The sequence below is a fragment of the Pseudoalteromonas luteoviolacea H33-S genome, assembly GCF_001625695.1.
In the GTDB taxonomy this organism is placed as follows: domain Bacteria; phylum Pseudomonadota; class Gammaproteobacteria; order Enterobacterales; family Alteromonadaceae; genus Pseudoalteromonas; species Pseudoalteromonas luteoviolacea_B.
In genome coordinates this window covers 1-23,484 of record NZ_AUXY01000095.1, presented here as the reverse complement: position 1 = coordinate 23,484, position 23,484 = coordinate 1, and the positions used below count along the sequence as shown (strand labels likewise).

Here is a 23,484-nt window from a genome sequence, read left to right as displayed (position 1 = left end):
AGTTCATGATCTTGCCCTGGGGTTAAATGCTATCAATTTCCTTGAATTAAACAGCTTTTCATCGTCTTTAAAGTGACCTTATCAAATTTATTATAAAACCAACAGCCAGATTTTTGATGTGATTGGTCTTTTTTGATAAGCAATATGGAGTATTCAAGTATAGATTTTTCGTGTGTAATAATATATTTTCATATGAATTTATTCATTGCGAGGGTGTGTTTGATACTTTTTAATATGAATATTGTGTAGATAACAATGAAAGATAAATAAAAGGAAATTTTAAAATGAGCAAAACAACGTATAAGGCATTGGCTATTGCGCTGAGCACAGGTCTGCTTTCTAATCTTGTACAAGCTGCGCCAGTGCTGAATAAAACAACTTATGAGTTCAATTCAGGCCTGCAAATACAAGAAGAGTTCAATATATTTGGCAACGATAATGTCACTGATCCAAACTACTCAAGCAACGAGCTTAGAATCCAATTGAATGCTGATAAGTCATACAACCAAATTGGCTTTTACGATCAGGTACGTACCGCTTATGGTCAAGCTGTTGCATATAATATTATAGATAGACGTTGGATAGAGTTTAAAGGCAAGCTCTTATATTATGCGGCGGTTACAGACGGTTCAAACAAGATAGAAACTATCCCGTTTCGCGTTATTAACCCCGCAGGCGAAACATCTGAATGGGGTGTGATCCGCGTCAGTCTAGATGAAGCATTCAATATTGATTATGACTACTATCCAAGCGATGATAACGCACAGACCTCAGCCAATCAGGCTACTATAATCAATGTGAAAGACAATGATGCAAACGTGCCATACTATTTTGGTGTCGAGGTCTATGCTTGGGCTGAAAATGGTCGTGTGACTGTTAACGATGATCACACCATCACGTATACACCTAAGGCTGGTTTTGTCGGCCAAGACTCGTTTAGATATCGAATTAAAGGCAATAACTTATATGATATTACCAGTGCACCCGCGACCGTAACTATTAATGTAAAATAAACTGAATATCATTGAAAAAGCACAGGTAAATACTTGTGCTTTTTCCTCTGACTTTAACTCTTTTGATTACCATATTATCGCCTTTTTCTTGTTTATTTATGATTGTTATGTCAATTTGTTTGAGAATAAGGACATGTTTTGAGTGCATGCCTACGCAAAGCATTGATGGCGCTTAGTATCTGTTTTATAAAAATGACTTTGATCTTTGCTACAGGAATTGCTCAAAGCCCACCAAAATAATAAAAAAGAGAAACTAACGTGGTGAAAAAAGCAATTATTATCGGTGCGACATCAGGGATTGGTAAAGCATTGGCGATTAACATGGCACAACAAGGCTATATATTAGGGCTTACTGGTCGACGGGAAGCGATGTTGGCTTCGTTACAGCAATCTATAACGAGTAAGACATATATGTGTGTGATGGATATTTCTACACCACATAATGCAGTTGAAAAGTTCGAGCAACTGATAGAAAACATGCAGGGCGTTGATTTAGTACTCATTAATGCAGGAACTGGGAGCTGTGAACCCGATTTCCCTCTGGAAGGTGAGCTAAATACGATAGCTGTGAATGTATCAGGGTTTACCGCGATTGCAAATGCAGCCTATCACTACTTTACAAAGCAAGGACATGGACATATCGCTGCCACCTCTTCGATTATGGCGCTGCGCGGCGGACCTTGCCCATCATACAATGCATCCAAAGCATATATGTCGAATTACTTAGAAGGATTATATTGTCGCGCTTACAAGGCTGGACTAGATATCAGTGTCACAGATATTCGGCCAGGGTTTGTTGATACGCAGATGGCTAAAGGTGATGGCATTTTTTGGCTCGCGCCAGTGGAGAAAGCCGCTGTGCAAATCTTAACGGCGATTGAGCAAAAAAAGCGAGTGGTTTACATTACAAAACGCTGGCGATTAATTGCAATCTTGATGCAAATTTTGCCGTTTAGCGCCTTTGTGAGGTTGATGATGGGGAATAAGCAAAAAAGCACAAAGACATATTAAGTTTTTGCGCTTTAACCACTCTCACATCAATGGATGTTTACCAAATTAAGCTTCGGCTTTAGGTTGTGTTTTGGATGGAATGTTTGTTGCCTATCATAAAGATAATGAGAACGCCGGTAAGCTTCATGAGATCCGAAAAATGCTAGGAAAAGAAGAACCTGAAGCACCGTCGATTTTAACGCCTTAGCTGCTGTTACCGTTTTGGGGTAAAACAAATGTATAATTTTCTCTGTTAGGCTTGTCAATCTTTGATAAATGGCTAAGATCCTGCGTTTGAATTGCTTTTAAACCTAACCGCTGAGCACAAGATGCCAAAATCGAGAACCAGTCAGTTTATCTACTCTGTCGCATTAAATAGAGCCTTTTTATTATTCCCATTAGTTTTGATTTGTTTGCTAGTGACCAATATTACCGTAGAAGATTTACGCTTTTTATTTGGCCATATGGATGAACATGGCTATCAAAATATCATTGATAACGAAGCGACGATCACGATTTTACTGATTGGTTTTGGCGCAGTGATGGATGGCCGTAAAATCCTTTCAAAACGAGCTTGGGACAGTAAGCAAGATCCAAGTTTAGAGCAGCATAAACTATTGAATGAAACCTCTGAGTATTACGGGTTTATGCTCATTGTGATTGGTATTTCGATAGAGATTGTTGACCAGCTAGCAAGTTACATGCGTAACTTTCAGGTGGAGTTACTCATGTTTGAAGCATGGTTCAGCATTGTATTGAACATAGTCGCAATTGGCGTGATGCTTAAAGCCGCTTATAAAATTGCAGTCATAGATAAGCAGGCACACCAGTTGTGATTAGGCTGTGCTAGTTAGTCATCAAGCAAGTATTTTAGTCCATCGACTTTACTGGTGGTAAAAAATGCTTGCTGCTGCCAAATTGGATTAAGAATTTGGTTTGTCTCGCCTATGACCCAAACAATATTGGCAAATTGTGCAGCCTTAAAGCCATAAATGGTTGTTTCAGGAAAAGTCTCGGTTAATACATCTGCCAGCTTACTTATTTGTGCGCGCTCGGTGAGTACCGTGTTAAGTGCTAGCCACCCTTGGTTGGTAAGTAGGCGCTTTATGTTTTGGTAAAAATCGGGTTCGAAAATAAACGGCAGTAGCGTTGTTGAATCAAATAAATCAACCTGTATTAAGTCAAAAGGCGTGAGGTCTTGTTTTTTAACGAACTCATAAGCATCTGTGCAGTGTATCGGGTTGTCACTGTTATTAGGGTTAAAAAACTGCTTGTATAGGTCTATTATTTGCTGGCTTTTTTCTACCGTTTCTATATGTGCTTTAGGGAATTTGTCATTGAGAAAGCGCAGCAAACCACCACCACCCAGCCCGAGTTCGAGTATCCGGTTGGTCTCTGAGAGTTCATAGGTTGGAATAGCCATAAATAACATATGGGGAAACACTAGACTGTTTGGCTCTGATAGAGACATTGCAGATTGCATAATGCCATCAATGCTAATCCAACGCAGAGTCTCGTTTTCGATGACTTGCACCTTTTGATTGTTGACTTCAATATCTAAAAGCGTTGTGGGTGTTAAAGTGTTACTCATAAGACCAGCAAGAAAAAAAGCAGATAGTTTAGTTTAGCGTTTTATTTTATTTTTGTAATATAAATCATATAGATTGCCTTTGATAATGCGTGTGAATTTGCAGTAATAGTGTAGTCATATGTGTGTTGATCTTTTATGCAAAAACCGTCACACTCGGCACGTCTATGGCAAGAATAAAAAAAATGTTATTTCGCTTTTTTATCTATTTAAATATTTCAATCTTTAGTTTGGCCTGCTCATATGCCTACGCGACTGCTATCAGGTTTGTGGCTGAAGACTTACCACCGTATCACTATTTAAATGCAAAAGGGCAAGCGGATGGTGTTTTGGTTGAAATTGCTAGAGAGCTTCAGGTACATAGTGGCTTAGAAGCGAAGATTGATATATTGCCAATGGCTAGGGCATATCATGAATTGCAAACAAAACCAGATGTTGTGATGTTAGCTTGGCTAAAAACACCAAGTAGAGCCAAAAACTACCAATTTTTAGGGGTTATGTGTCAGACTTCTGCGTCATTAATGGGTCTAACTAGCAACCAAATACCTTTGTCTTCACTTGAGCAAGCAAAGCGGTATCGAGTGAGCACCATTCGGGGTTATTACAGTGAGCAATACCTTAAAAAAGCGGGCTTTTCTGAAGAGCATGATCTTGTCTTGGCCTCGCACTATAAAAGCATGTGGCATATGCTGTATAAGGGCCGGACGGACTTTATATTAACAAACACCAGAACTTTGCAACGAGAGTTAGATGAGCTCGGACTCGACCCTACATTGTTAGAGAGCAAACTGAGATTAGATGATTTCCCTTCAGAGCTGCACCTTGCAGCCAATTTACAGTTTTCTAAATCACAGGCTGAAAAGTTACAAGCGTCTCTGAATGCGATTAAAGCGTCGGGTCGTTATGATGAGATTGTTCGTAAATGGCGGTTGCTAGACTAGTCTCATCCTAGGGACTGATAATTAAAGAATAATCAGCGCGTGAGCACTTAGTTGACTACACTTTATTAACAAGCTCAACGTCAGGAAACGTTTAAAGCGTGACAAAATTAGGTGAGTTACAGTTAGACACTGTAATGGATGGGGTCATAGATGGAATTTTTATGACCAACAGGCAGGGAGAAATTCTAAGCTTTAATGCTGCTGCGACACACATATTTGGCTACAGTAAAGAAGAAGTATTAGGAAAGGGCATCACTTTTCTTATTCTTCAATCTGAGCAGGAAAAGTATTTTAAATATTTACATAATATCACGGACGAAAAAATTGCGGTTTTATATAGAAAGCCATGCCGCACTGGCATAGAGCTGATTGCCCTCAAAAAAGACGCCACTGAGTTTCCCTTGGAGCTGTCTCTTAGTGTATTGCCTTGCAATGATATTGTGCTTTGCACTGTGCGAGATATTTCAGAGCGCAAGCAGGCAGACATGTCGATAAAGTCCTATGTAGAACACATAGAAACCATTATGGATACGGTTTTAGATGGCCTCATCACCATAGATATGAAAGGCGTGATACATGGCTTTAATAGCGCAGCTGAAAATATTTTTGGTTACAGTGCCAGAGATGTGATTGGGCGAAACGTCAAAATGCTCATGCCAGAACCTTATCAATCTGAACATGACTCCTATTTAGATAATTATCATGCCACTGGAGATAAAAAAATTATTGGTATTGGGCGAGAAATAACCGGGCGGCGTAAAAGTGGTCATTTATTTCCGTTGGAGCTTGGTGTCAATGAGATGACTGTTCAAGGTAAAACCATGTTTGTGGGGACAGTACGAGACATATCTGAGCGAAAAGCAGCAGAATCAGCCATCGATTCTTACATTAGAAAACTCCAGATCAGTAACTCAGAGCTTGATCAATTTGCTTATATTGCTTCTCACGATTTAAAAGAGCCCCTAAGAGGGCTTGCGAACAATGCGCTTTTTTTAGAAGAAGATCATGCGGGTACGTTAGAAAGTGAAGGGTTGAGGAGAATTTCAAGAATTCGCTTTTTGTGCACGCGAATGGAAAAGTTGGTGGACAGTTTGCTGTATTACTCTCGACTGGGGCGCCAAGATTTAGCGGTTGAAGAAGTGGATTTAAATGCATTGATAGACAATGTCGCTGAATTGACTTTACCTGAGGAAACAACACAAAGCGTCGATTTAGTGATCCCCGCACCACTACCAAATATTACCTGCGACAAGCCACGCGTATCTGAGTTATTTCGTAATCTCATTTCTAACGCGGTTAAATATAACCAGTCTGCACGTAAAAAAATAGAAATTGGTGTTAAAGCGAGTATGAATCCGCATACTCAGGTGCTAGAGCCGCAAGTTTTTTATGTTAAAGACAATGGGATTGGGATAGATGCCTGTTTTTTTGAAGATATTTTTAGAATTTTTAAACGGCTTAACGAAGAAGATGATGTAGTTCGTGGCACAGGCGTAGGCCTGACGTTTGTTAAAAAGATTATTGAAAGGCACAGTGGACATATTTGGGTCGAATCGGAACTTGGCCAAGGCAGTTGTTTTAACTTTACCTTAAAGCTAGGAGACTGAATGATGGATAAAGATTTAGGCCTGATTTTACTGGTTGATGATAACCCTGATGATTTTGAAGCGATACTGAGAAGTTTGCGAAAAAGCCACTTTATGAATCCAATTCAATGGTGTCAATCGGGTCAAGATGCAAAAGATTATTTATATAAAAGTGGAAAGTACAGCTCACATGAGCATTTAAAACGACCGGTATTGGCATTGGTTGATTTAAATATGCCGGGCTTGGATGGTAGGCAGCTTTTGAGAGATCTCAAAGCTGACCCCAAAATGTGCTCAATCCCAATTGTGGTATTAACAACGTCGAGTGATCCTCAGGATATTGAATCTTGTTATGCCTTGGGCGCGGCGTCTTACATTCAAAAACCCGTTGAATTTGATGATTTAGCAAATGCGTTTAAAGTCCTCAAAGACTACTGGTTTAAAGTTGCATTATTGCCCACTATCGATGGATATGATTAGCAGTCGTAATCGTGAGCTTTTTCAAAAAGTTATCTATATCATGTTACAAACTAAACAGTGAGTCTGACTAGATCAAGCATGCCTTTGGAAGCATAATGAGTACGTTATTATCTAGAGGCTGATATGATCCAATTAAAAGATGTCGTATTTTCCAGAGCCGATGGCGAGGCTCAAAGGCGCATTATTGATAACGTGTCTGTGACTATCCACGATGCACAGCAGGTCGCATTAGTGGGGGACAGTGGTTCAGGTAAAACCACGTTACTAAATTTACTCGCAGGACTATTGGTACCAGACAGTGGTGAAATTAATGTCAATGGTACCGTCATTTCCGAATTTGATGAAAACCAATTGGCGCGCTATCGACGCCAAATCGGTGTCATATTCCAGCATTATCAATTATTAGAAGCACTTAATATCGCTGATAACATCACTTTTCAAGCGCGTCTCAATGGCATTCAAGTGACAGAATCTGTGCTAACGGCGCTTGCAAATCGGCTTGGCATTGTACATAAGTTGTCGGCTTTTCCCAGTGAGCTCAGTGGCGGGGAGCAACAGCGCGTAGGTATAGCCAGAGCCATAATCAATCAGCCAAAGGTTATTTTAGCTGATGAACCGACTGGTAATCTTGATAGTGAACGAAGCCAAGAGGTACTCGAACTGCTTCAAGCCTTATGTAAAGAGCACGATATTAACTTAATTATGGTCACACATAGCGAAAGATTGGCTGTGCAATTTGAAAGACAAATAAGGCTAAAAAGCGGACAGTTATATGACTGAGTTTAAGTTAATCTTTTTTGCTTTTTGCCAGTTTTATTTGAGACATAAAGGTCTGCTGATGCTATTTGTGCTTGGCTTTAGTCTAGGCACCGCTTTGATCAGTGCTATTTTTGGTCTTAACTTAGAGGCCTCAAAACGTTATTCAAATAGCAGCGCATTATTGGCAGTGCCAGTGACCCACTTTATCAAACCTAACCTTGGCACCGAGCGCTTACCTGTTACTGTTAGGCAGCAGTTATCACGGCAAACCGAGACCCAATTTGAAGTGGTGCTTGAAGGCCGAGTACAGCTTGAAAATGGCAAATGGCTCAATATTAAAGGGGTGAATTTATTACACTGGATTTCGCAATCAGGGGCGGGCAAAAAAAAGGCTAATTATAATGAGGTAGGTAGCCAAGCAAGCCCACTATTTGACACGATTTATTTGGACCCAAAGTTAATCGCACGGCTGGATAGCAACACGCTCAAATTAAATGACGTGAGTTATGCTGTTTCACCTATTGAAGGTTTGGGCTTTCAAGCGCTGATGGACATCAGTTTGGCAGATAAATTGCTCAATGCGCAAGGTGAGGTGAGCTATCTAGAAGTATTTGATTTAGGTGATGCTGCTGAGCTTGTTTTGACTGAATTATTAAAAGGGCAAGCCCGAGTTGAGCGGGCGGATGCTCAAGCGTTCGATACACTCTCAGGGCCGTTTTTCTTTAACTTACAGGCCTTGGCGCTACTCGGGTATATAGTCGGGGCATTTTTAAGCTTTAATGCCATTAAATTGGCCTTTGCCTCTCGGGCTGCCCAACTCAAACAGTTATATTTATTAGGTTGCCAGCCAATTAAACTAAAGCAAGCCATGTTCATCGAACTTGGCACTTTAGGACTATTATGTGCTTATTTGGGGGCGTTGCTTGGCGTGACGCTCGCCAATATTCTGGTGGTCGATGTGACTCAAGTGCTGCGCAGTTTTTATCAATTGGACAGAAGCGTGACCGTTGAGTTGGACTGGGCCATGGTGGTATTAGGGTTTGTGCTTAATACGCTTGTTTTGTCGATCTTTTTCTTATCGAATCGTTTGTCTGAGGTGATAAAGCATAAGTCGGTTTTTTGGTTGTGCTTAGCTGCGCTTTGCATTGGCGCAGTATTACTTGCCTTGCTGGCGCAAAGTAAGCTGGTGGCCTTACTACTTTGCGCGGTGATATTGCTGATTTTCTTTTGTATCACGCCAGGCATTATCTCTCAGGTATTTTCTTGTCAGTGGCCAACGAACTCTGCACTGGTTTTATGGCTCAAAGCAGATAGTCAGGGTCAGATTAAATCGCTGTTGAGCGCCGTGCTCGCGACATTAATGGCCATGGGCGCAGCCATCGGTATGTTGGTGATGGTGAAAAGCTTTAGCCAGACATTGGATGGCCATTTAGAAAATCGTCTCAGTGCCGACCTTTATGTGCGCCCTGCAGTCGTGTCGAGCAGCATGCATTATACTCTTGAGCAAATGACAGAAATTGAACGCGTCGGGGTTTATTGGCAAGCCCGTAGTGAGGTTATTCGTGAACAAGATGCAGTACCCATAAAACTGCTTAGTTTTGGACGCGATGAACACTTGCACCAGCAGGTGAAATTACTGGGCGGGAAAGCAGTCACAAGTGACCACTTGTCCAGTAAAACTGGCGCTATCGACCAGTGCTTAGTGAATGAACCTGGGTGGCGAATATATGGTTTAGATGTCGCTCAGGTGGTGCAAGTTCAGCAGGGAAATAAGCGGTTTAGTTGCCAAATTACGGGAGTTTTTTACGATTACGGAGAGCAAGAGGCAACACTACTTACCACAACCGGTGTGATTGAAAGCAGTGACTTTAGTTATCAAGCGTTTGGCTTTTCTTTGACCTTAGCGCCTGATGTAGATATCAACGATATGACCAAGTACTTGGTAGAAAAACTGCCCATAGAAAGCACCCAAATAAGCATAAATAAAGTATTTAAACAGTATGCAAAACAGCTGTTTGAGAATACTTTTAGTGTGACTCACGCCCTAAACCTGTTCATCATGTTAATTGCATTATTTGGCGTATGGGTGAGCTTTTTAACACTGGGTAGGCAGCAGCTTCAGCAAATGGCGACATTACAGACTTTAGGTGTAACGCGAGCGCAGTTATTGGCAGCCAAACTAGGCCAAACCTTAATTATATTGCTTGTCACTATCGCCTTGGCGATCCCATTGGGTATTCTTTTAGGGTGGGTGTTGTTGACATACGTGATGCCACTGGCATTTGGTTGGAGTATGGCCATGGTCCTTGATTGGTGGGGGATATTGGCTTTTAGTTTAGTGGTGCTGGTACTTGCCATGGTAGTAGGAACATTGCCAATGTTGCGGCTATTAAAGCGAAATATTGCAGACAGTGTGGCCCAGTTGTAGAGAAGCAAATGAAAATACAAACGATAGTTCAATTATGCGTGTGGCTTTGTATCACCAGCTTATTGCAAGGGTGTAGCGAACCTGCTCAAAAGCCCGCATCAACCCATCCATTTTCGATGCAAAGTGGCGACCCTGTGAGTGCAGGCACTGTATTAACTTTTCCAGAAGATCATGGCGCACATCCTGCTCAGGGGATCGAGTGGTGGTACGTCACTGCAAACCTCAAAAGTGACAGCGGCCAAGAGTTTGGAGTGCAATGGACCTTATTTCGCGTAAGCCGACCTGAACTGTCTGCTGACCCAACAGGGCCTTGGTGGGATGGGCAATTTTATTTTGCGCATTTTGCAGTGCAAACCGACACACAACATGTCGCTTTTGAAAAATCAGGTCGAGCTTCAGATGTGATTATCCAAGCATCGCCTTTTGAGGCAAGGCTGAAAAATTGGTCGATGCAAAGTACTGAGGACGCCTTTTTGCCGTTGAATTTAAATGCCAGCCAAGATGGTTACCGTGTTGCGCTTAAAATGGATAATAGCCCCAGAGTACTGCATGGCGAACACGGTTTTAGCCAAAAAACGCAAGATGGCCATGCGTCCATGTATTACAGCTATCCATTTTTAGAGGTGAGTGGCGAGCTCGTTTTTGACCAAAGAGTGCATAAGGTGTCGGGTCGAGCTTGGCTAGATAGAGAGTGGTCCGCAGCCTTTATTAACCCGAATCAAACTGGGTGGGATTGGTTTAGCTTGCAGGGCGAGGACCCTGAAGATGGTGGCTTGATGGCATTTTGTATTCATGCTGGTAAAGGGTATGAATACTGTGGTGCAACCTCTATTGACCCTGATGGCAAGACGCGTGCATTTGGCAACGAGCAAGTTGAGCTGGTAGCAACCAAGCGCATAGAGTTGGAAGGCGTGACTTACCCAATTGCATGGCAACTCTCTGTAGATGGTTTTGAACCTATTGAAATAAAAGCAGTAAATGCAGATTCGAGAAATAAACTCAGCATACCTTATTGGGAAGGTCGCGTAACGAGCTCAGGTGGTTACAGTGGTACAGGGTATAGTGAGCTGGTCGGGTATTAATGAATATGTGCAGCAATTCAGCTCACCTTTTAGTTTGACCAATATCATCAAAATGCGTGTTTTAGCCTAAAAATTGCATATTGCGGGGATTTTTCCTCGCGATGTCGGCGTCTAGGGATTATCATGCCCACAAAGAAAGTTATATAGGCAGTAAAATATGTCGTGCCCTCCATGTCCAAAGTGTAATTCTGAGTATGTATATCAAGATCAAAGTCAATTGATCTGTCCTGAGTGTGCATATGAGTGGGACCCGTCTGAGATAGAAGAAGATGATACACCGCAAGTAAAAGATGCCAACGGCACCTTGCTTGTAGATGGTGACAAAGTCACTGTAGTAAAAGACCTTAAAATTAAAGGTAGCTCACAAGTGATTAAGATTGGTACCAAAGCTTTGGTAAGACGTGTTCTAGATAAAAAAGACCACGAGCTTGATTGCAAAGTAGACGGTGTAGGCGAAATGATGGTTACCGCAAAGTTTGTGAAAAAAGCCTAAATACATTATTAAAGAGCGCAGTTTTGCGCTCTTTACACAGTTTATAAGTTGTTATTTTTATCACTTGGCTGCTTAAGTGGTAATTCACTGTTTACCACAGATAGATGCCCTGAGTTTCTTTGCTCATCTTCAAGTAACTGCTTTACTTTTTGCTCCGTCATGGGCTGATAAAACAAATACCCTTGCAAATAATGGATATTCAGCTCGTTACAGGCCGAGGTTTGTGGTGCGGTTTCTACGCCTTCGGCAACCATTTTAAAATCAAGTTTAGAGAGCATGTAAGCCAGCCCTTTGAGCATATCATGGTTGGTTGAGTCAGGGTGTGAGATGCTTTGAATGATTGAGCGGTCAATTTTAACCATTTTGATGGGGGATTTCAGTAAATGGGGAAGTGATGAAAAGCCCGTGCCAAAATCGTCCAGCGCTAGATTCACCCCATGCTCGGACAGTGTGGTTAAAGTTTCATTAATGATGGAGCAATCTTGTAATAAGGCCGACTCTGTCAGCTCTAGGACCAATTTATTTGCTGGAATATTCAATTGACTCAGTGCGTCAATCACCATATAGGAAAAGCCGCCAGTAGCAAGTTGATTTGCAGAGACGTTTATCGCCAGCTTAAAGTCATAGCGGCCTGCTTTTAGCATGTCCGCAAATTGCCCAAGGGCTGATTCCAGTACCCATTTACCGATTGATTGGATCAGGTCTGTTTCTTCAGCGATAGGAATAAATTCATTTGGCAGTTGCGTCGTATGTGCAAAAGGCCAACGGATCAAAGCTTCTATGATCTCAATTTTTTCTGTTTTACTGTTGATGATGGGTTGATAGTTGAGTTGAAAGTCTTGATTAAATGCAGCTTGCCTGAGCTCAGATTCTACCCTGTATTTGAGTAAAAACGTCTCTTGTACATTATCTTGAAAAATTTCTATATGCTCGCCATTTTGACGTTTAGCACGATACATGGCGATATCAGCAAGTTTAATTAAATCTTGCGCGTGTTCGGCATTAATAGGGGCCAAAGCGATGCCAATGCTTGCAGTGCAATGGATGGCATGCCCATCTAGTTCAAAAGGGATTTCAAACGTACTTAAAATTCGTTTAGCAATGACTTTGGCTTGTGAAATACTGGTGAGCTCACCACAGGCAAAAGCAAATTCGTCACCACCTAAACGTGCCAACAACTCATTCTCTCGCAGGATCTCTTTAATTCTGCCCGCAACGGCTATCAGCAGTCGGTCGCCAGCATCATGGCCAAAATGGTCATTAATGTGTTTAAACTTATCTAAGTCCAGCATCATCACCGCGACGATTTCTTCATTTCTTCTTGTACGGGACACTAGCAGGCGATTGAGCATCTCTTCAAAGTGAAAGCGATTGTGCAGTCCTGTGAGGGTATCTTTTTCGGCTAAATCTTTAATATGTTGATAGCTATCATGGAGTTGCTGCTCAAGCTCATGACGTTTTCTTGCTTGCAAGATAGAGCGCGCAAGTTGTGAGCTGGTGATCTCATGTTTGAGTAAAAAGTCTTGCGCTCCGGCATTGATACAATCCAGTACAAGCTGTTGATCATAAAGATTACTGATCATCACAATGGCGGTATGTTTGAGGTGGTTGTCACCGCGCAGTTCAATGATGGCTTCAACACCATTGACCAAAGGCATATTAAAATCGAGCAAAATGACATCAAACTGCATGTCTTGGATTAATTGATAGGCTTCTACTAGGCTAGTTGCCTCTACGATATCGTAATGCTGTTGCTCGCCAGAGAGCGTCTTAATGACGGTTTTTCTGTCAATGGCGTCATCATCGACGACAAGTAGCTTAGTATAAGTCATAAATATCTTTTCCCTGTTCAGTCCTTAACCAAATACAAATCAGTATTAATTACTATACTCACACTTAACTCTAGTCCAAGGCTTGCAGAATTGTAGGGCTGCGCAAAATGTTTGGAATAAAAAATTCCTAAAAATGATTTTTGGGGACACTCTTCGCTCAAGGTTGTCTTTTTTATATACAAACCTTGAACTAATGTGTATGAATATTAGGAAAATAGGCAAAGTTGGCATTAACCAAGGGAATTAAAGAAGATGGAATACATCATCGCAGTGGCATTATTCGCCATTTCTACCTCAATTACACCAGGACCAAATAATATTATGGTGATGACCAGTGGGGTAAATTTTGGTGTTAAAAAGACTTTGCCTCTGCTAGCCGGTATTTGTGTGGGCTTTAGCGTCATGCTGATGGTAGTAGGGCTTGGATTCGGTCAAATCTTTACGTTCTTCCCGAGTCTACATTTCATTATCAAGTGTGTTGGTGTGCTTTATTTGTTGTATTTGGCATGGCTAATAGCCCGCACCGCAGCTGGTGAAATGGAACACAAAGCACAAAGGCCAATGACATTTATCAATGGCGCTTTGTTTCAATGGGTCAACGCTAAGGCGTGGGTCGTTGCAACAGGCGCCATTGCCGCTTTTACAACCGTGGGAGAAGGGTATCTGGTGCAAAATATCACCATTGCAGTGGTCTTTTTGGTGGCTGCATTTCCCTGTGTTGGCAGTTGGCTGTTATGTGGTACAGCACTAAAGCGTGTGCTTACCCAAAGTAGGGCAAGACAAGTATTTAATTATGCCATGGCCGGATTGTTGGTGTTATCGGTTATGCCTGTGATCGGGGAAATAGTTACGCAAGTGGAGCAGCAGCTATTATGAGTATTGATGTCAGCGTGGTACATGGCGATTTGTTGGAGCAAAAAGTGGATGCGATTGTAAATAGTTGGAATCGCAATATCATTCCTTGGTGGTTATTGCTTCCGCAAGGCGTATCTGGGGCGATTAAGCGAAAAGCGGGGACTGTGCCTTTCAAAGAGGTTGCAAAATTTGGCGCTATCCCTCTCGGTGAAGCCAGGCTGACCTCTGCGGGTTGTTTGGATTACAAAGGTATTATTCACGTTGCAGGCATTAATTTATGTTGGTTTGCGACGCAGTACTCAGTCACACAATCTGTGAAAAATGCAATCGCACTTGCAGAGCAACAAGGCTACAAGCACATTGCGATGCCTTTGATTGGCGCCGGATCTGGTAATCGCTCTACACGATGGTCGTATCAATGCATTATGAATACACTAGAGCAGTTAGATAGTTCCGTTGCAGTGAAGTTGGTGAAATTTTCCGCAATTTGATTTGGGTTACAGGTATAACATCTGGTTTTTAATATGTTTTTTGTAGTTTATCATTTTACTCTCACCTATACTGTGCGCTTTAAACTCTAAGCATATTGATAGCCTGTTACAGTGGAGGCCTTTTGAATATTGTCATCATAGAAGATGAGCCTGCTATTGCGGATACATTAACACATGTACTTGAAATGGATGGTTTTAATGTCGTCTGGTTCAATACTGCGGGGGCGGGCCTTGCTCACCTACAAACTAACCAGTCTGACTTATTAATTCTAGATGTAGGCTTACCAGATGGTAATGGCTTTGAGTTATGTAAACAGATCCGTGAGTTTTCGGCACTGCCCATTATATTCTTAACGGCCCGTGCTGACGAAATTGACCGGGTTGTAGGGTTAGAGATTGGGGCCGATGATTATGTCACTAAGCCATTTAGTCCAAGAGAGATGCTCGCTCGAGTAAAGCTCAGACTTAAGCCTCGTCAAACATCATTGCCTGCAGCGGAAAAGAAATTATCCAGCGGCTTAGTATCTGAAAACTTCGATTTTTATAAAGATGGTGTTGGACTTGGTCTAACTGCGCTGGAGTTTAGAGTGTTGGATGCATTGGTGCAGTCGTCACCGCGTATATTGAGCCGTCAACAATTGATGGATTTTGCCCAGATGCCAGCAGAAGAGGCTTATGAGCGTAATGTAGACTCTCATATCAAAGCCATTCGCAACAAGCTTAAAGCAGTTGATATGAGCGAATACCTTAAAACCAAACGTGGGTTTGGGTATTACTTCGAATACTCGGGGTCATGATGCAGCGATGGCCTAAAATCCCGCTTGGGATCAGATTATTTGTGCTCTATTTCGTTATAGTGATCATGACGACTTACTTTGTTAGCTCGACACTTATCAAAGAAATTAAGCCAACAGTTAGGCAGACCACAGAAGAAACCTTGGTAGATATGGCGAATTTGCTCGCGGTACTGGTTGCGGATGATTTGGCAAATGACGCACTGCAAAACAGTAAAATAGCCGATTTACTCCAGCAGTTTGGCAATCGTAGTGTTGATGCGGCGATTTGGGGGGTTGATAAAAAGTCGATGACCCATCGTATTTATGTTACTGACAGTAATGGGATAGTCGTTGCAGATTCATGGCAACAAGATATTGGTAGCGACTTTTCAAGGTGGAATGATGTGTACCTGACTTTGCGAGGTGAATACGGCGCGCGTTCAACCGTCTCTGATCCCAACGATCCACGCTCAACAGTGATGCATGTGGCTGCCCCGGTTATCCACCAAGGAAAAACCATTGGTAGCCTGACGGTTGCTAAGGCAAATCGCTCTGTTCAGCCTTTTATAGACTTGTCTAAACAACGGGTTTTTAATTGGTTGGGCATAATGAGTGTGATGGTGTTGCTGGTTGGCGCTGTAGTGGCTTGGCGGATCAACTCAGCACTGAAAAAACTGTCTGTCTACGCTTATAAAATGGGACAGGGCGAAAAGGCAAGCAAGCCGACATTTAGAGTATTTTACGAATATGCCCAGCTCAGTGATGCGCTCTCGGACATGCGCAACCAGCTAGATGGCAAAGATTATGTCGCCACGTATGTTGAAACATTAACTCACGAGCTCAAGAGCCCGCTCTCTGGGATTAAGGGCGCCAGTGAATTACTCCAAATGCCGCTTGAAGAGGACAAGCGACAAAGATTTGCAAGCAACATTGAGCGCGAGTCTGCGCGTATGCAATCTTTAATTGATAAATTATTGGTGTTGGCAAAGCTTGAAAAGCAACCGGAACTTGAGCAAACCAGTGATATTCAAAGTCGTGATTTAGTCAATTATGTTGCAGATATATTGAGTATTAAATTAGAACAAAAATCAGTGCAATATCAATTTGATGACAGTCAAAATGTTGCCCTTGTGGGCGATGAGTTTTTACTGCGTCAAGCATTATTGAACCTGTTTGATAATGCGCTAGATTTTATTGTCGAGGGCGGTGAACTCAGCGTGCGCATTGAGCAGCGAGACAAGCATTGCTGCTTTGTGATTTTTAACCAAGGTGAACAAATACCCGACTATGCATTACCTCGTTTAACAGAGCGGTTTTATTCACTGCCAAGAGCCAATGGCAATAAAAGCACGGGGCTTGGGCTAAATTTTGTTGAGCAAGTGGCCAAATTGCATTTTGGCTATCTAAATGTTTGTAATCAGCCAGAGGGCGTTGAAGTCACTCTCGCGATTAAATCTCCATAAAGACTCCATATTAACTCCACAGAGAAACCAAACGTGATTGATACAGTGTTGGTAAACCTGAGGAGTTAATTATGAATAATCAAAATAAAGAAAAAATCGGAATTAAATTTGTCACGCTGATTGGGGTGATAATTTTTCTGATGATCCCCATCATGTTCATTGCCGATTTAATTGATGAACGAAGTTCAATACAGCAACAAGTTCAACAAGAAATTGCCAAAAGCAGCAGTGACGAGCAACGTCTGATTGGTCCATTTTTATACATAGAATACGAGCGGGAAGTAACACGTAATCAGGAAACCAAAACGATTAAGAACAAAGCGTTTGTTCTGCCTGATACTCTGAAAGTTCATGCAAAGCTAGATACGTTTGAGAAGTATCGTAGCATTTATAAAGCCACTTTATACCGCTCTATTAATACCATCTCCGGTGAGTTTTCAGTGGCGCATCTCAATGAGCTTGAGGCAGACAAGGTACTGTCAGTAAACTTAGTGTTTGGTATTCAAGATATTCGCGGTATAGGCCTTGATTCAGTGCTTAAAGTAGCGAACAAAGAAGTAGACATGTTACCAGGCACCTTGTTGACCAGCATAAAAGAGGGAATTCATGCGCCAATCTCTGTCTCTGCGTTATCACAAGAAACATTGGCTTTCTCTGCTGATTTACATTTGCAAGGCATGATGCGCCTTGCTGTATCGCCGCTTGGCAGTGAAACACACGTAAGCATGTCAGCAAACTGGCCTCACCCTAGTTTTGAAGGAGAGTATTTACCACTGAGTTCAGACATCAGTGACGAAGCTTTTACTGCGCGTTGGCAAGCTAGTTATTTTTCTACCAACATGCAAAGTATATTTACCAGTTGCGTGATGCGCAATGAATGTACAGAGCTTATGAACCGTACTATGGGCGTTGCCCTTGTTGACCCAGTTGATCACTATTTAAAAAGTCATCGCGCTATTAATTATGCACTTTTGGTTATTTTACTTGTAATGGCAAGCTTCTTTTTACTCGAATTGGTGCGCTCAGAGCCTATCCACCCTGTGCAATACGGCTTTGTGGGGTTCACCTTGGCCATTTTTTACTTGTTACTGATTTCACTCAGTGAACATCTAGGTTTTGGCTTTGCGTATGTAATCTCTACATTGAGTGCAACAGGTTTGCTTGGCTGGTATGTAGCTGGAGTATTAAACAATGCCAAATTAGGCGTGTACTTTAGCCTTGGCTTGGCGATGTTATACAGCTTACTGTATGGCATGTTAGGGGCAGAGGACTATGCACTCCTTATGGGCAGCTTAATGTGCTTTATAGTCTTGTCTTTGGTGATGATTTTAACTCGCAAAGTGAACTGGTATGGTTCGGCTCAGCAATCGGTCAGTAAGACTACATGTGAAATCGATCATGCGCAGGGTTCTAAGACTTAACTCTACATATAAAATATAAAAATCAATCATTAAGACGTATTTATTTAAAGGGAGTACGTGTGGCAAACTTGTCGGTTTTTTGCAGTAATAACGATGGAGATTGTATTTATGCTAGAACTTTCGATTTTGCCACTTTTTGTGATGACCTGTTTAATACTCGCGGTGTCACCAGGGCCCGATCTGGTCCTTATTTCTGCTTACTCGTCTGGGCAAGGTGTATTAGCAGGAGTCAGAATATCCATGGGTATTTTTGTCGCAGGCATTGTACAAACCCTTGCTGTCGCTTTGGGGCTGGGTCAGTTAATGCAGCAGTTCCCTCCTTTGATCATGATTATAAAAATGCTGGGTGCGCTGTATTTGGCATGGCTCGGTGTGACTATGCTGCGCACATGGTGGGCGAATAATCAACAGCTTGAAAACTCGGCGCAAGTCCCGAGTATATCGTCTAGTAATCTGGTTTTAAAAGGGTTTTTAAACAATTTGATGAACCCAAAAGCCATCTTATTTTTTAGCGTGTTCTTAGTGCAATTTACCAATGATGCGCAGCCAATGAGTATGCAGATCATCACTTTAGGTGTGTTGCTATGTACGATTGTATTGCTGGTTAACTTTGTTTTTTCATTTATTTTCAGTAAGGTAGCAAAGGTATTTGCTAGAAAAATTAAGATCAGCCAACATTTTGATGGCATTTTAGGTGCGCTGTTTTTGGCGCTGGCAGCAAGGTTAGCGCTGTCAAAATAACATCACAACGGGATATGCAATGACAACAATTGAAACCTTGGACACTGAACGGCTCAGGCTAGTTGCGCCAAATGAAGCGTGCCTAGATGCCTATTTGCAGTTTTATACCGATGGTAGTGCATCAAAAATGTACGGCGGGCCGATTGAGCCAGCAAAAGTGCTCGCTAGACTTAAAGCCGATCTGGGGTGTTGGGCTTTATATGGTTTTGGGGTGTGGGCTGTACAAGAGAAAGAAACTGGCCACTATATTGGCACGTGTGGTTTTTGGCGCGGATACAATTGGCCAACGGAGCTCACTTGGTGGTTACTGCCAGCGGGGCGAGGTAAAGGCTATGCCTTTGAAGCGTCTAAAGCGGCGATTAAGTATGCTTATGATGTATTGGAGTTTACACAGGTTCAAACCTACATGAATGATGACAATACAGCCGCTCGGGCACTGGTTGAGCGTTTAGGAGGCGTGAAAACGGACAGACAATGTTTTCCCGATGGTTTACATCGCGATATTTTTACGATTAAAAAATAATAAGAATATTCCATTTTTGAGAAGGGCCGGTGGTTGCAATAAAACCATCGGCCATTTCGCCAGTGCAGCAAGCTCTGCACTAGTTTTTGGGCGTGACCTTCACACCTTCATACGCTGCAATAATATCTGACACGTCATTGTCACCGCGATTAATACGTTGGTAGTGGGCGATGGTTTTGTTCAAATATGCTTTTGTATTGACAGATGATTGCGCATCACTATATTGCCAAATCGCTTCACCTACAGGCGAGATTGAGCGTATTGTAGCTGAAAGGTCATTAGTGACTTTCAGTATTTCGTAATAGCGCTTATTTTCACTAATTAATGTCTCATCAATCAGATTCAAATTAAGGTGATTAAGCGCTTGTCTCAAGGTATAAAGATGATGCACAGGGCAGAGTAAAAACTCGATGTCAGAACTTGGATTATTGGCGAGTATTTGTTTGATAAATCGACCACATAGGTCACCGCCAACACCGGCAATAATGACAAGATGCTTCCCTGGTTTTCCCTCAAGCGGGAGTTTTGCAACATCCATACAGTGGGTTTGCCATTGGGTCTGCATGTGAGCGTAAAACTGTGCCAGCTTAGCGTCTAAGGCTTCCATTAAATGGGGGACAATATCAACAAAATGCACGGTGGCATCAAGGTTTTTATCAAGTAGATTGGCGCCCAGTCGGCCATGATCACAACAGCAATCCCAAATATGGGCGTACTGGTTGTCTACAAGCTGACTAATTTCTGCAAGTCGTTTACCTAACTTCATTTATCGCTCACTTTTCACTTGATAGCGGGCTAAAAACATATCGACTGTTTCTTCAACGACCTTGTCTTGGGTGATGTGAGCATCAAGCTCAAAACCATACAAGCGAGGGTAAAAAATAAAGGACTTTAACTGAAAGACAAATTGCTTGGCTGCGAAAGTAATATCATCTACTTCCAGTTGCTTTGCGGTGATTGCGTGGTCAATAAAGGTTTCGAAATAGCGCATACAGCCCACTTTGGTGTTATTCAAGTGTGCAGCCATATCTGGATTTTGCAACAGCTCTAAAAATGCCACCCGCGCGATGCGCAAAAAGGGAGCAGAGGTCAACATGTCTGCTTCTGATTTTGCGATGTCGATAAGCTGATCGCGCATAGGTTTGTCATTCGTATAAACAAGCTCTTGGTCTTGGGTTACTTGGCTGAGCATGTTTTCAATCACGGCATAAAGTAGCGCTTCTTTGCTATCAAAGTGGTTATATACAGTGCGTTTAGATACTTCTGCGGTTTGGGCAACCAAATCCATGCTGGTTTGTTGCGCACCCTGTTCAGCAAATAAATGTTCTGCTGCATGAATGATCTGCAAGCGTTTTTTCTCTGATAGCTTCATCAATTAACTCCTCACTTTGATGGGGCTAGTGTAGCTGAAATCAAAAAAACTTGCACTGTGTAGTTTACTTTTATTGATTCCTATGAAAAACTGCACCGTGTAGTTTACTTTTGATGGTGGCGTATGAAAGCTAAATATAAAGTGTCTTTTGTAGCAGCAGTATTATTTGGATTAACGGTTGGAGGATGTTCTATGGTGTCAAACTTAGACGCGCAAGTGAATGAAACGGGTTATCGCTCAACTCAATTTAAAGAGGGGAAGTTTCACAACACCAGCGAAACCCAACCGCCAAGTTTAAGTAAAACGCTGGGCATTTTTTGGCGCTTTATGACGGAATCAAAGGTATCGCCTGTGCCGAGCAAGCCATTACCCATGGTGCAACAGACGCCATCTATGTTGGCACAGCTGTCGGACACACAAATACATATGATCAAATTAGGTCACTCATCTATTTTGCTTAAAGTGTATGGTAAATATTGGTTGTTAGATCCGGTGTTCTCTAAGCGCGCATCGCCGTTTAGTTTTGCAGGGCCTGAACGCTTTCAAGAAACGCCTATCTCTCTTGAAGACTTACCGCCAATTGAGCGCATTTTAATTTCTCATAATCACTACGATCATTTAGACAAAGACAGCGTATTGGCTTTGATGGATAAAACGCAGGAAATTTTTGTTCCACTTGGCGTGGAAGGGGATCTCGCTCAGTGGGGAGTAGATAAAGCCAAGATTAAAGTATTTGACTGGTGGCAGGAACATGTTGACAGTGAGAGTTTGGTCGCCTTTGTGCCGACACAGCATTTTTCTGGCAGGGGACTGGGCGATGGGAATAAAACGTTGTGGGGTTCGTGGGTAATAAAAGCGGGCGAGCAAAGTCTTTATTTTAGCGGTGATTCTGGGTATTTCGATGGCTTTAAAGACATAGGTCGACGCTACGGACCATTTAATTATACTTTTATCGAAACCGGTGCTTATGATAAAGATTGGGCTGATATCCATATGACGCCCGAACAAAGCGTGCAAGCACATATTGATTTGAATGCAGAGATCATGCTGCCTATTCATAATGGTACGTTCGATTTGGCTTTTCATGCTTGGTATGAACCGTTAGAACGTGTGTCTAAAGCCGCTCAACAGCATCAAGTGACAATCAACACACCTATTGTTGGTGAAGTACTTACTGCTGGAGAGGCGCATAATAATGCCTTTTGGTGGAAATCTTTCATGTCTAACGGTTAACACTCGACATTTGTTTGTATAGTATACCGGTCCAAGTTAATAATAATTTGGACCTTCTTTATGCATACAGAAATAGAACAAGCCACCATTGCCATCGTTGACCGTCAACTTGAAGCCTATAACAATCAAGACATTGACGCCTTTGCAGCGACGTATAGCGATGATGTAGAAATTTACCAATCACAAACCTTGGTGTTCAAAGGCAAAGACGCCTTGATTGAACGCTATGGTAAAAAATTCGCTAGCCTAAGCTATTTGCACGCAATTTCATTAAAGCGCATTGTCCATGAGCACTTCTTGATTGATCATGAGTTGGCTGAGTCTTCGGCATTACCAAGTAAAGAGGTGGACAACAGTATTAAGGTGATCGCCGCTTATGAAGTCCAAAATGACCTTATTTGCAAAGTGACGTTTATGGGTTAATGGTTTAAATAGTCTGTGACGTTTACAGAGTTTTTGATATTGATTATTATTATCAGTATCAAAAGCTAAGTTATGTTGGGTTATGGACTTTCATCAGGTAATTGCTAAAGATGCATTTGATAAAGCATATCAGTCTGCCAGTGCTGAATTTGCCGTAAAGGCAATGATACTCAAGCATAGCCCTGCCAATATTGATAATCTCACAGAGTATATTGATGCTGGACGCAAGTTTATTGCGGTGTGCTTAAGTGGTCACGACCTGCTGCTCACAACACAGTTACGTATGTGGTTTAGACGCAATCTTGTTTTAAATTCAAGCAGGGGCTCTGCAAATTTAAAGTTTAAACACATCTGCCGTGCAGAGCTTATGAGCCTAGACAAGCATTTAAAAGTCGTGTTTTCGTACTATGGCGATAATATTACTCCCTTGTTGCCGCAAGTGAAGTAATTTTGAGTACAATTGGCTATGTGATTTTCTTAGCCGTCGACAAGTCAAAATCGCGTTTCACCAAATAGCTCCTACCATATTGTTTATTTTCAGGCTTATCTTGCAAAAGGGCGGGCAAGCCATCACCACATGCATCTGTTTTGAATATAGACGTCACTTTTAGCGATTTAAAAGCATGTGAATATATTCATTATTATGTATTAACTTTCAACTTTGGCCATGATGAACTGATTATTTTCTTCACGAAATAAGTAGAAAGTGAAGGTATTATTTTGCTTGATTGACCCTGAGCTATAAATCATAAACGTCAGTGGAGAGTGTGTTAAATGGCGGTATTCAAATGGCGATCCCCATTTGTCCAATGGTACGCTATTGAGCAGCTCGGGGTGAAGTTCAGTCAGTGTTTTTAAAGAGTGCAAATTAGCTAAGTTATTGCCTGATTTGGTGTGATAAATAGTGAGCGCATCGGAAATTTTTAACACATTAGAGACGTCTTTGTTGGCTTGATTACTAAATAAGTTAGTAATCAGGGCAAGAGCATGAAAA

The 23,484-nt window shown here is 41.9% G+C and carries 25 protein-coding genes; 20 read left to right on the top strand and 5 right to left on the bottom strand.

The genetic code is table 11. The features are described from left to right. The first annotated feature begins 284 nt into the window (after nucleotides 1-284). From N477_RS19000 to N477_RS18990, 3 genes are all read left to right on the top strand, one after another. Complete coding sequence (locus N477_RS19000) at nucleotides 285-1,013, top strand: Ig-like domain-containing protein (RefSeq protein ID WP_063363247.1); 729 nt, start codon at nucleotides 285-287, stop codon at nucleotides 1,011-1,013. 261 nt (nucleotides 1,014-1,274) lie between these two features. Then, the gene (locus N477_RS18995; RefSeq protein WP_063363253.1) at nucleotides 1,275-2,024 is read left to right on the top strand and encodes an SDR family NAD(P)-dependent oxidoreductase; all 750 of its coding nucleotides are present in this window, start codon (nucleotides 1,275-1,277) and stop codon (nucleotides 2,022-2,024) included. 308 nt (nucleotides 2,025-2,332) lie between these two features. Then, nucleotides 2,333-2,839 carry a hypothetical protein gene (locus N477_RS18990; protein ID WP_063363246.1) on the top strand — a complete coding sequence of 169 codons (507 nt, stop codon included), beginning with the start codon at nucleotides 2,333-2,335 and terminating at the stop codon, nucleotides 2,837-2,839. A gap of 14 nt (nucleotides 2,840-2,853) precedes the next feature. Here N477_RS18990 and N477_RS18985 read toward each other — a convergent pair whose 3' ends face one another. Continuing rightward, nucleotides 2,854-3,594: a spermidine synthase gene (locus tag N477_RS18985; protein WP_063363245.1), complete on the bottom strand. Its 741-nt coding sequence runs from the start codon at nucleotides 3,592-3,594 to the stop codon at nucleotides 2,854-2,856. Nucleotides 3,595-3,758: 164 nt separating this feature from the next. On the opposite strand from N477_RS18985, the gene N477_RS18980 reads away from it, so the two are divergent. From N477_RS18980 to N477_RS18950, 7 genes are all read left to right on the top strand, one after another. Further along, entirely contained in the window at nucleotides 3,759-4,532 is a 774-nt protein-coding gene (locus N477_RS18980) for a substrate-binding periplasmic protein (protein ID WP_231098139.1), read from the top strand. 98 nt (nucleotides 4,533-4,630) lie between these two features. Then, nucleotides 4,631-6,139, top strand: coding sequence for a PAS domain S-box protein (locus N477_RS18975; protein ID WP_231098138.1), 1,509 nt, complete (start codon nucleotides 4,631-4,633; stop codon nucleotides 6,137-6,139). Then, complete coding sequence (locus N477_RS18970; RefSeq protein WP_063363244.1) at nucleotides 6,140-6,598, top strand: response regulator; 459 nt, start codon at nucleotides 6,140-6,142, stop codon at nucleotides 6,596-6,598. Nucleotides 6,599-6,721: 123 nt separating this feature from the next. Then, complete coding sequence (locus tag N477_RS18965; protein ID WP_063363243.1) at nucleotides 6,722-7,378, top strand: ABC transporter ATP-binding protein; 657 nt, start codon at nucleotides 6,722-6,724, stop codon at nucleotides 7,376-7,378. Between the two features lie 58 nt (nucleotides 7,379-7,436). Continuing rightward, nucleotides 7,437-9,785: an ABC transporter permease gene (locus tag N477_RS18960; protein ID WP_231098137.1), complete on the top strand. Its 2,349-nt coding sequence runs from the start codon at nucleotides 7,437-7,439 to the stop codon at nucleotides 9,783-9,785. 8 nt (nucleotides 9,786-9,793) lie between these two features. After that, nucleotides 9,794-10,867 (top strand): lipocalin-like domain-containing protein, encoded by a 1,074-nt coding sequence (locus N477_RS18955; protein WP_155731958.1) that lies wholly within the window; start codon nucleotides 9,794-9,796, stop codon nucleotides 10,865-10,867. 157 nt (nucleotides 10,868-11,024) lie between these two features. Beyond that, on the top strand, nucleotides 11,025-11,360 hold the full coding sequence (locus N477_RS18950; RefSeq protein ID WP_063363241.1) for a zinc ribbon domain-containing protein YjdM: 336 nt from the start codon (nucleotides 11,025-11,027) through the stop codon (nucleotides 11,358-11,360). 41 nt (nucleotides 11,361-11,401) lie between these two features. On the opposite strand, the gene N477_RS18945 is transcribed toward N477_RS18950, so the two are convergent. Beyond that, the gene (locus tag N477_RS18945) at nucleotides 11,402-13,192 is read right to left on the bottom strand and encodes a GGDEF domain-containing response regulator (protein ID WP_063363240.1); all 1,791 of its coding nucleotides are present in this window, start codon (nucleotides 13,190-13,192) and stop codon (nucleotides 11,402-11,404) included. Nucleotides 13,193-13,444: 252 nt separating this feature from the next. Between N477_RS18945 and N477_RS18940 the strand changes: the two genes are divergently transcribed. From N477_RS18940 to N477_RS18910, 7 genes are all read left to right on the top strand, one after another. Then, the gene (locus N477_RS18940; RefSeq protein WP_063363239.1) at nucleotides 13,445-14,068 is read left to right on the top strand and encodes a LysE family translocator; all 624 of its coding nucleotides are present in this window, start codon (nucleotides 13,445-13,447) and stop codon (nucleotides 14,066-14,068) included. After that, complete coding sequence (locus N477_RS18935) at nucleotides 14,065-14,538, top strand: macro domain-containing protein (protein ID WP_196760663.1); 474 nt, start codon at nucleotides 14,065-14,067, stop codon at nucleotides 14,536-14,538. Before N477_RS18940 ends, N477_RS18935 begins: the two co-directional genes overlap by 4 nt. 122 nt (nucleotides 14,539-14,660) lie before the next feature. Then, nucleotides 14,661-15,335, top strand: coding sequence for a response regulator (locus tag N477_RS18930; protein ID WP_063363238.1), 675 nt, complete (start codon nucleotides 14,661-14,663; stop codon nucleotides 15,333-15,335). Continuing rightward, complete coding sequence (gene creC / locus N477_RS18925; RefSeq protein WP_196760662.1) at nucleotides 15,332-16,777, top strand: two-component system sensor histidine kinase CreC; 1,446 nt, start codon at nucleotides 15,332-15,334, stop codon at nucleotides 16,775-16,777. The genes N477_RS18930 and creC overlap by 4 nt, the downstream gene beginning before the upstream one ends. A 71-nt stretch (nucleotides 16,778-16,848) precedes the next feature. Beyond that, nucleotides 16,849-18,198, top strand: a complete 1,350-nt coding sequence (creD, locus tag N477_RS18920) for a cell envelope integrity protein CreD (protein ID WP_063363236.1) — start codon at nucleotides 16,849-16,851, stop codon at nucleotides 18,196-18,198. 108 nt (nucleotides 18,199-18,306) lie between these two features. Beyond that, nucleotides 18,307-18,939, top strand: coding sequence for a LysE family translocator (locus tag N477_RS18915; protein ID WP_063363235.1), 633 nt, complete (start codon nucleotides 18,307-18,309; stop codon nucleotides 18,937-18,939). Between the two features lie 19 nt (nucleotides 18,940-18,958). Then, on the top strand, nucleotides 18,959-19,462 hold the full coding sequence (locus N477_RS18910; protein WP_063363234.1) for a GNAT family N-acetyltransferase: 504 nt from the start codon (nucleotides 18,959-18,961) through the stop codon (nucleotides 19,460-19,462). 79 nt (nucleotides 19,463-19,541) lie between these two features. Here N477_RS18910 and N477_RS18905 read toward each other — a convergent pair whose 3' ends face one another. Together N477_RS18905 and N477_RS18900 are read right to left on the bottom strand one after the other, a co-directional pair. After that, nucleotides 19,542-20,228: a tRNA (adenine(22)-N(1))-methyltransferase gene (locus tag N477_RS18905; RefSeq protein ID WP_063363233.1), complete on the bottom strand. Its 687-nt coding sequence runs from the start codon at nucleotides 20,226-20,228 to the stop codon at nucleotides 19,542-19,544. After that, nucleotides 20,229-20,834 (bottom strand): TetR/AcrR family transcriptional regulator, encoded by a 606-nt coding sequence (locus tag N477_RS18900; RefSeq protein ID WP_063363232.1) that lies wholly within the window; start codon nucleotides 20,832-20,834, stop codon nucleotides 20,229-20,231. Nucleotides 20,835-21,026: 192 nt separating this feature from the next. On the opposite strand from N477_RS18900, the gene N477_RS18895 reads away from it, so the two are divergent. The 3 genes from N477_RS18895 (at nucleotide 21,027) to N477_RS18885 (ending at nucleotide 22,938) form a co-directional block, all read left to right on the top strand. Then, entirely contained in the window at nucleotides 21,027-22,067 is a 1,041-nt protein-coding gene (locus N477_RS18895; protein ID WP_063363248.1) for an MBL fold metallo-hydrolase, read from the top strand. 60 nt (nucleotides 22,068-22,127) lie between these two features. Next, nucleotides 22,128-22,490 (top strand): nuclear transport factor 2 family protein, encoded by a 363-nt coding sequence (locus tag N477_RS18890; protein WP_063363231.1) that lies wholly within the window; start codon nucleotides 22,128-22,130, stop codon nucleotides 22,488-22,490. An 82-nt stretch (nucleotides 22,491-22,572) separates the two neighbouring features. Then, complete coding sequence (locus N477_RS18885; protein ID WP_063363230.1) at nucleotides 22,573-22,938, top strand: hypothetical protein; 366 nt, start codon at nucleotides 22,573-22,575, stop codon at nucleotides 22,936-22,938. A gap of 200 nt (nucleotides 22,939-23,138) precedes the next feature. Here N477_RS18885 and N477_RS26355 read toward each other — a convergent pair. Further along, the coding region (locus tag N477_RS26355) for a hypothetical protein (protein ID WP_196760661.1) at nucleotides 23,139-23,484 on the bottom strand (346 nt) is incomplete at its 5' end.

Bases quoted from the DNA above. Each gene is read 5' to 3' on its own strand.
- N477_RS18910 (WP_063363234.1), top strand. From the start codon at position 18,959: ATGACAACAATTGAAACCTTGGACACTGAACGGCTCAGGCTAGTTGCG.
- N477_RS18900 (WP_063363232.1), bottom strand. From the start codon at position 20,834: ATGAAGCTATCAGAGAAAAAACGCTTGCAGATCATTCATGCAGCAGAA.
- N477_RS18945 (WP_063363240.1), bottom strand. From the start codon at position 13,192: ATGACTTATACTAAGCTACTTGTCGTCGATGATGACGCCATTGACAGA.
- N477_RS18950 (WP_063363241.1), top strand. From the start codon at position 11,025: ATGTCGTGCCCTCCATGTCCAAAGTGTAATTCTGAGTATGTATATCAA.
- N477_RS18915 (WP_063363235.1), top strand. From the start codon at position 18,307: ATGCTAGAACTTTCGATTTTGCCACTTTTTGTGATGACCTGTTTAATA.
- N477_RS18895 (WP_063363248.1), top strand. From the start codon at position 21,027: ATGGTGTCAAACTTAGACGCGCAAGTGAATGAAACGGGTTATCGCTCA.
- creC (WP_196760662.1), top strand. From the start codon at position 15,332: ATGATGCAGCGATGGCCTAAAATCCCGCTTGGGATCAGATTATTTGTG.
- N477_RS18940 (WP_063363239.1), top strand. From the start codon at position 13,445: ATGGAATACATCATCGCAGTGGCATTATTCGCCATTTCTACCTCAATT.
- N477_RS18935 (WP_196760663.1), top strand. From the start codon at position 14,065: ATGAGTATTGATGTCAGCGTGGTACATGGCGATTTGTTGGAGCAAAAA.
- N477_RS18985 (WP_063363245.1), bottom strand. From the start codon at position 3,594: ATGAGTAACACTTTAACACCCACAACGCTTTTAGATATTGAAGTCAAC.
- creD (WP_063363236.1), top strand. From the start codon at position 16,849: ATGAATAATCAAAATAAAGAAAAAATCGGAATTAAATTTGTCACGCTG.
- N477_RS18885 (WP_063363230.1), top strand. From the start codon at position 22,573: ATGGACTTTCATCAGGTAATTGCTAAAGATGCATTTGATAAAGCATAT.
- N477_RS18970 (WP_063363244.1), top strand. From the start codon at position 6,140: ATGATGGATAAAGATTTAGGCCTGATTTTACTGGTTGATGATAACCCT.
- N477_RS18955 (WP_155731958.1), top strand. From the start codon at position 9,794: ATGAAAATACAAACGATAGTTCAATTATGCGTGTGGCTTTGTATCACC.
- N477_RS18890 (WP_063363231.1), top strand. From the start codon at position 22,128: ATGCATACAGAAATAGAACAAGCCACCATTGCCATCGTTGACCGTCAA.
- N477_RS18905 (WP_063363233.1), bottom strand. From the start codon at position 20,228: ATGAAGTTAGGTAAACGACTTGCAGAAATTAGTCAGCTTGTAGACAAC.
- N477_RS18965 (WP_063363243.1), top strand. From the start codon at position 6,722: ATGATCCAATTAAAAGATGTCGTATTTTCCAGAGCCGATGGCGAGGCT.
- N477_RS18960 (WP_231098137.1), top strand. From the start codon at position 7,437: ATGCTATTTGTGCTTGGCTTTAGTCTAGGCACCGCTTTGATCAGTGCT.
- N477_RS18990 (WP_063363246.1), top strand. From the start codon at position 2,333: ATGCCAAAATCGAGAACCAGTCAGTTTATCTACTCTGTCGCATTAAAT.
- N477_RS18980 (WP_231098139.1), top strand. From the start codon at position 3,759: ATGGCAAGAATAAAAAAAATGTTATTTCGCTTTTTTATCTATTTAAAT.
- N477_RS19000 (WP_063363247.1), top strand. From the start codon at position 285: ATGAGCAAAACAACGTATAAGGCATTGGCTATTGCGCTGAGCACAGGT.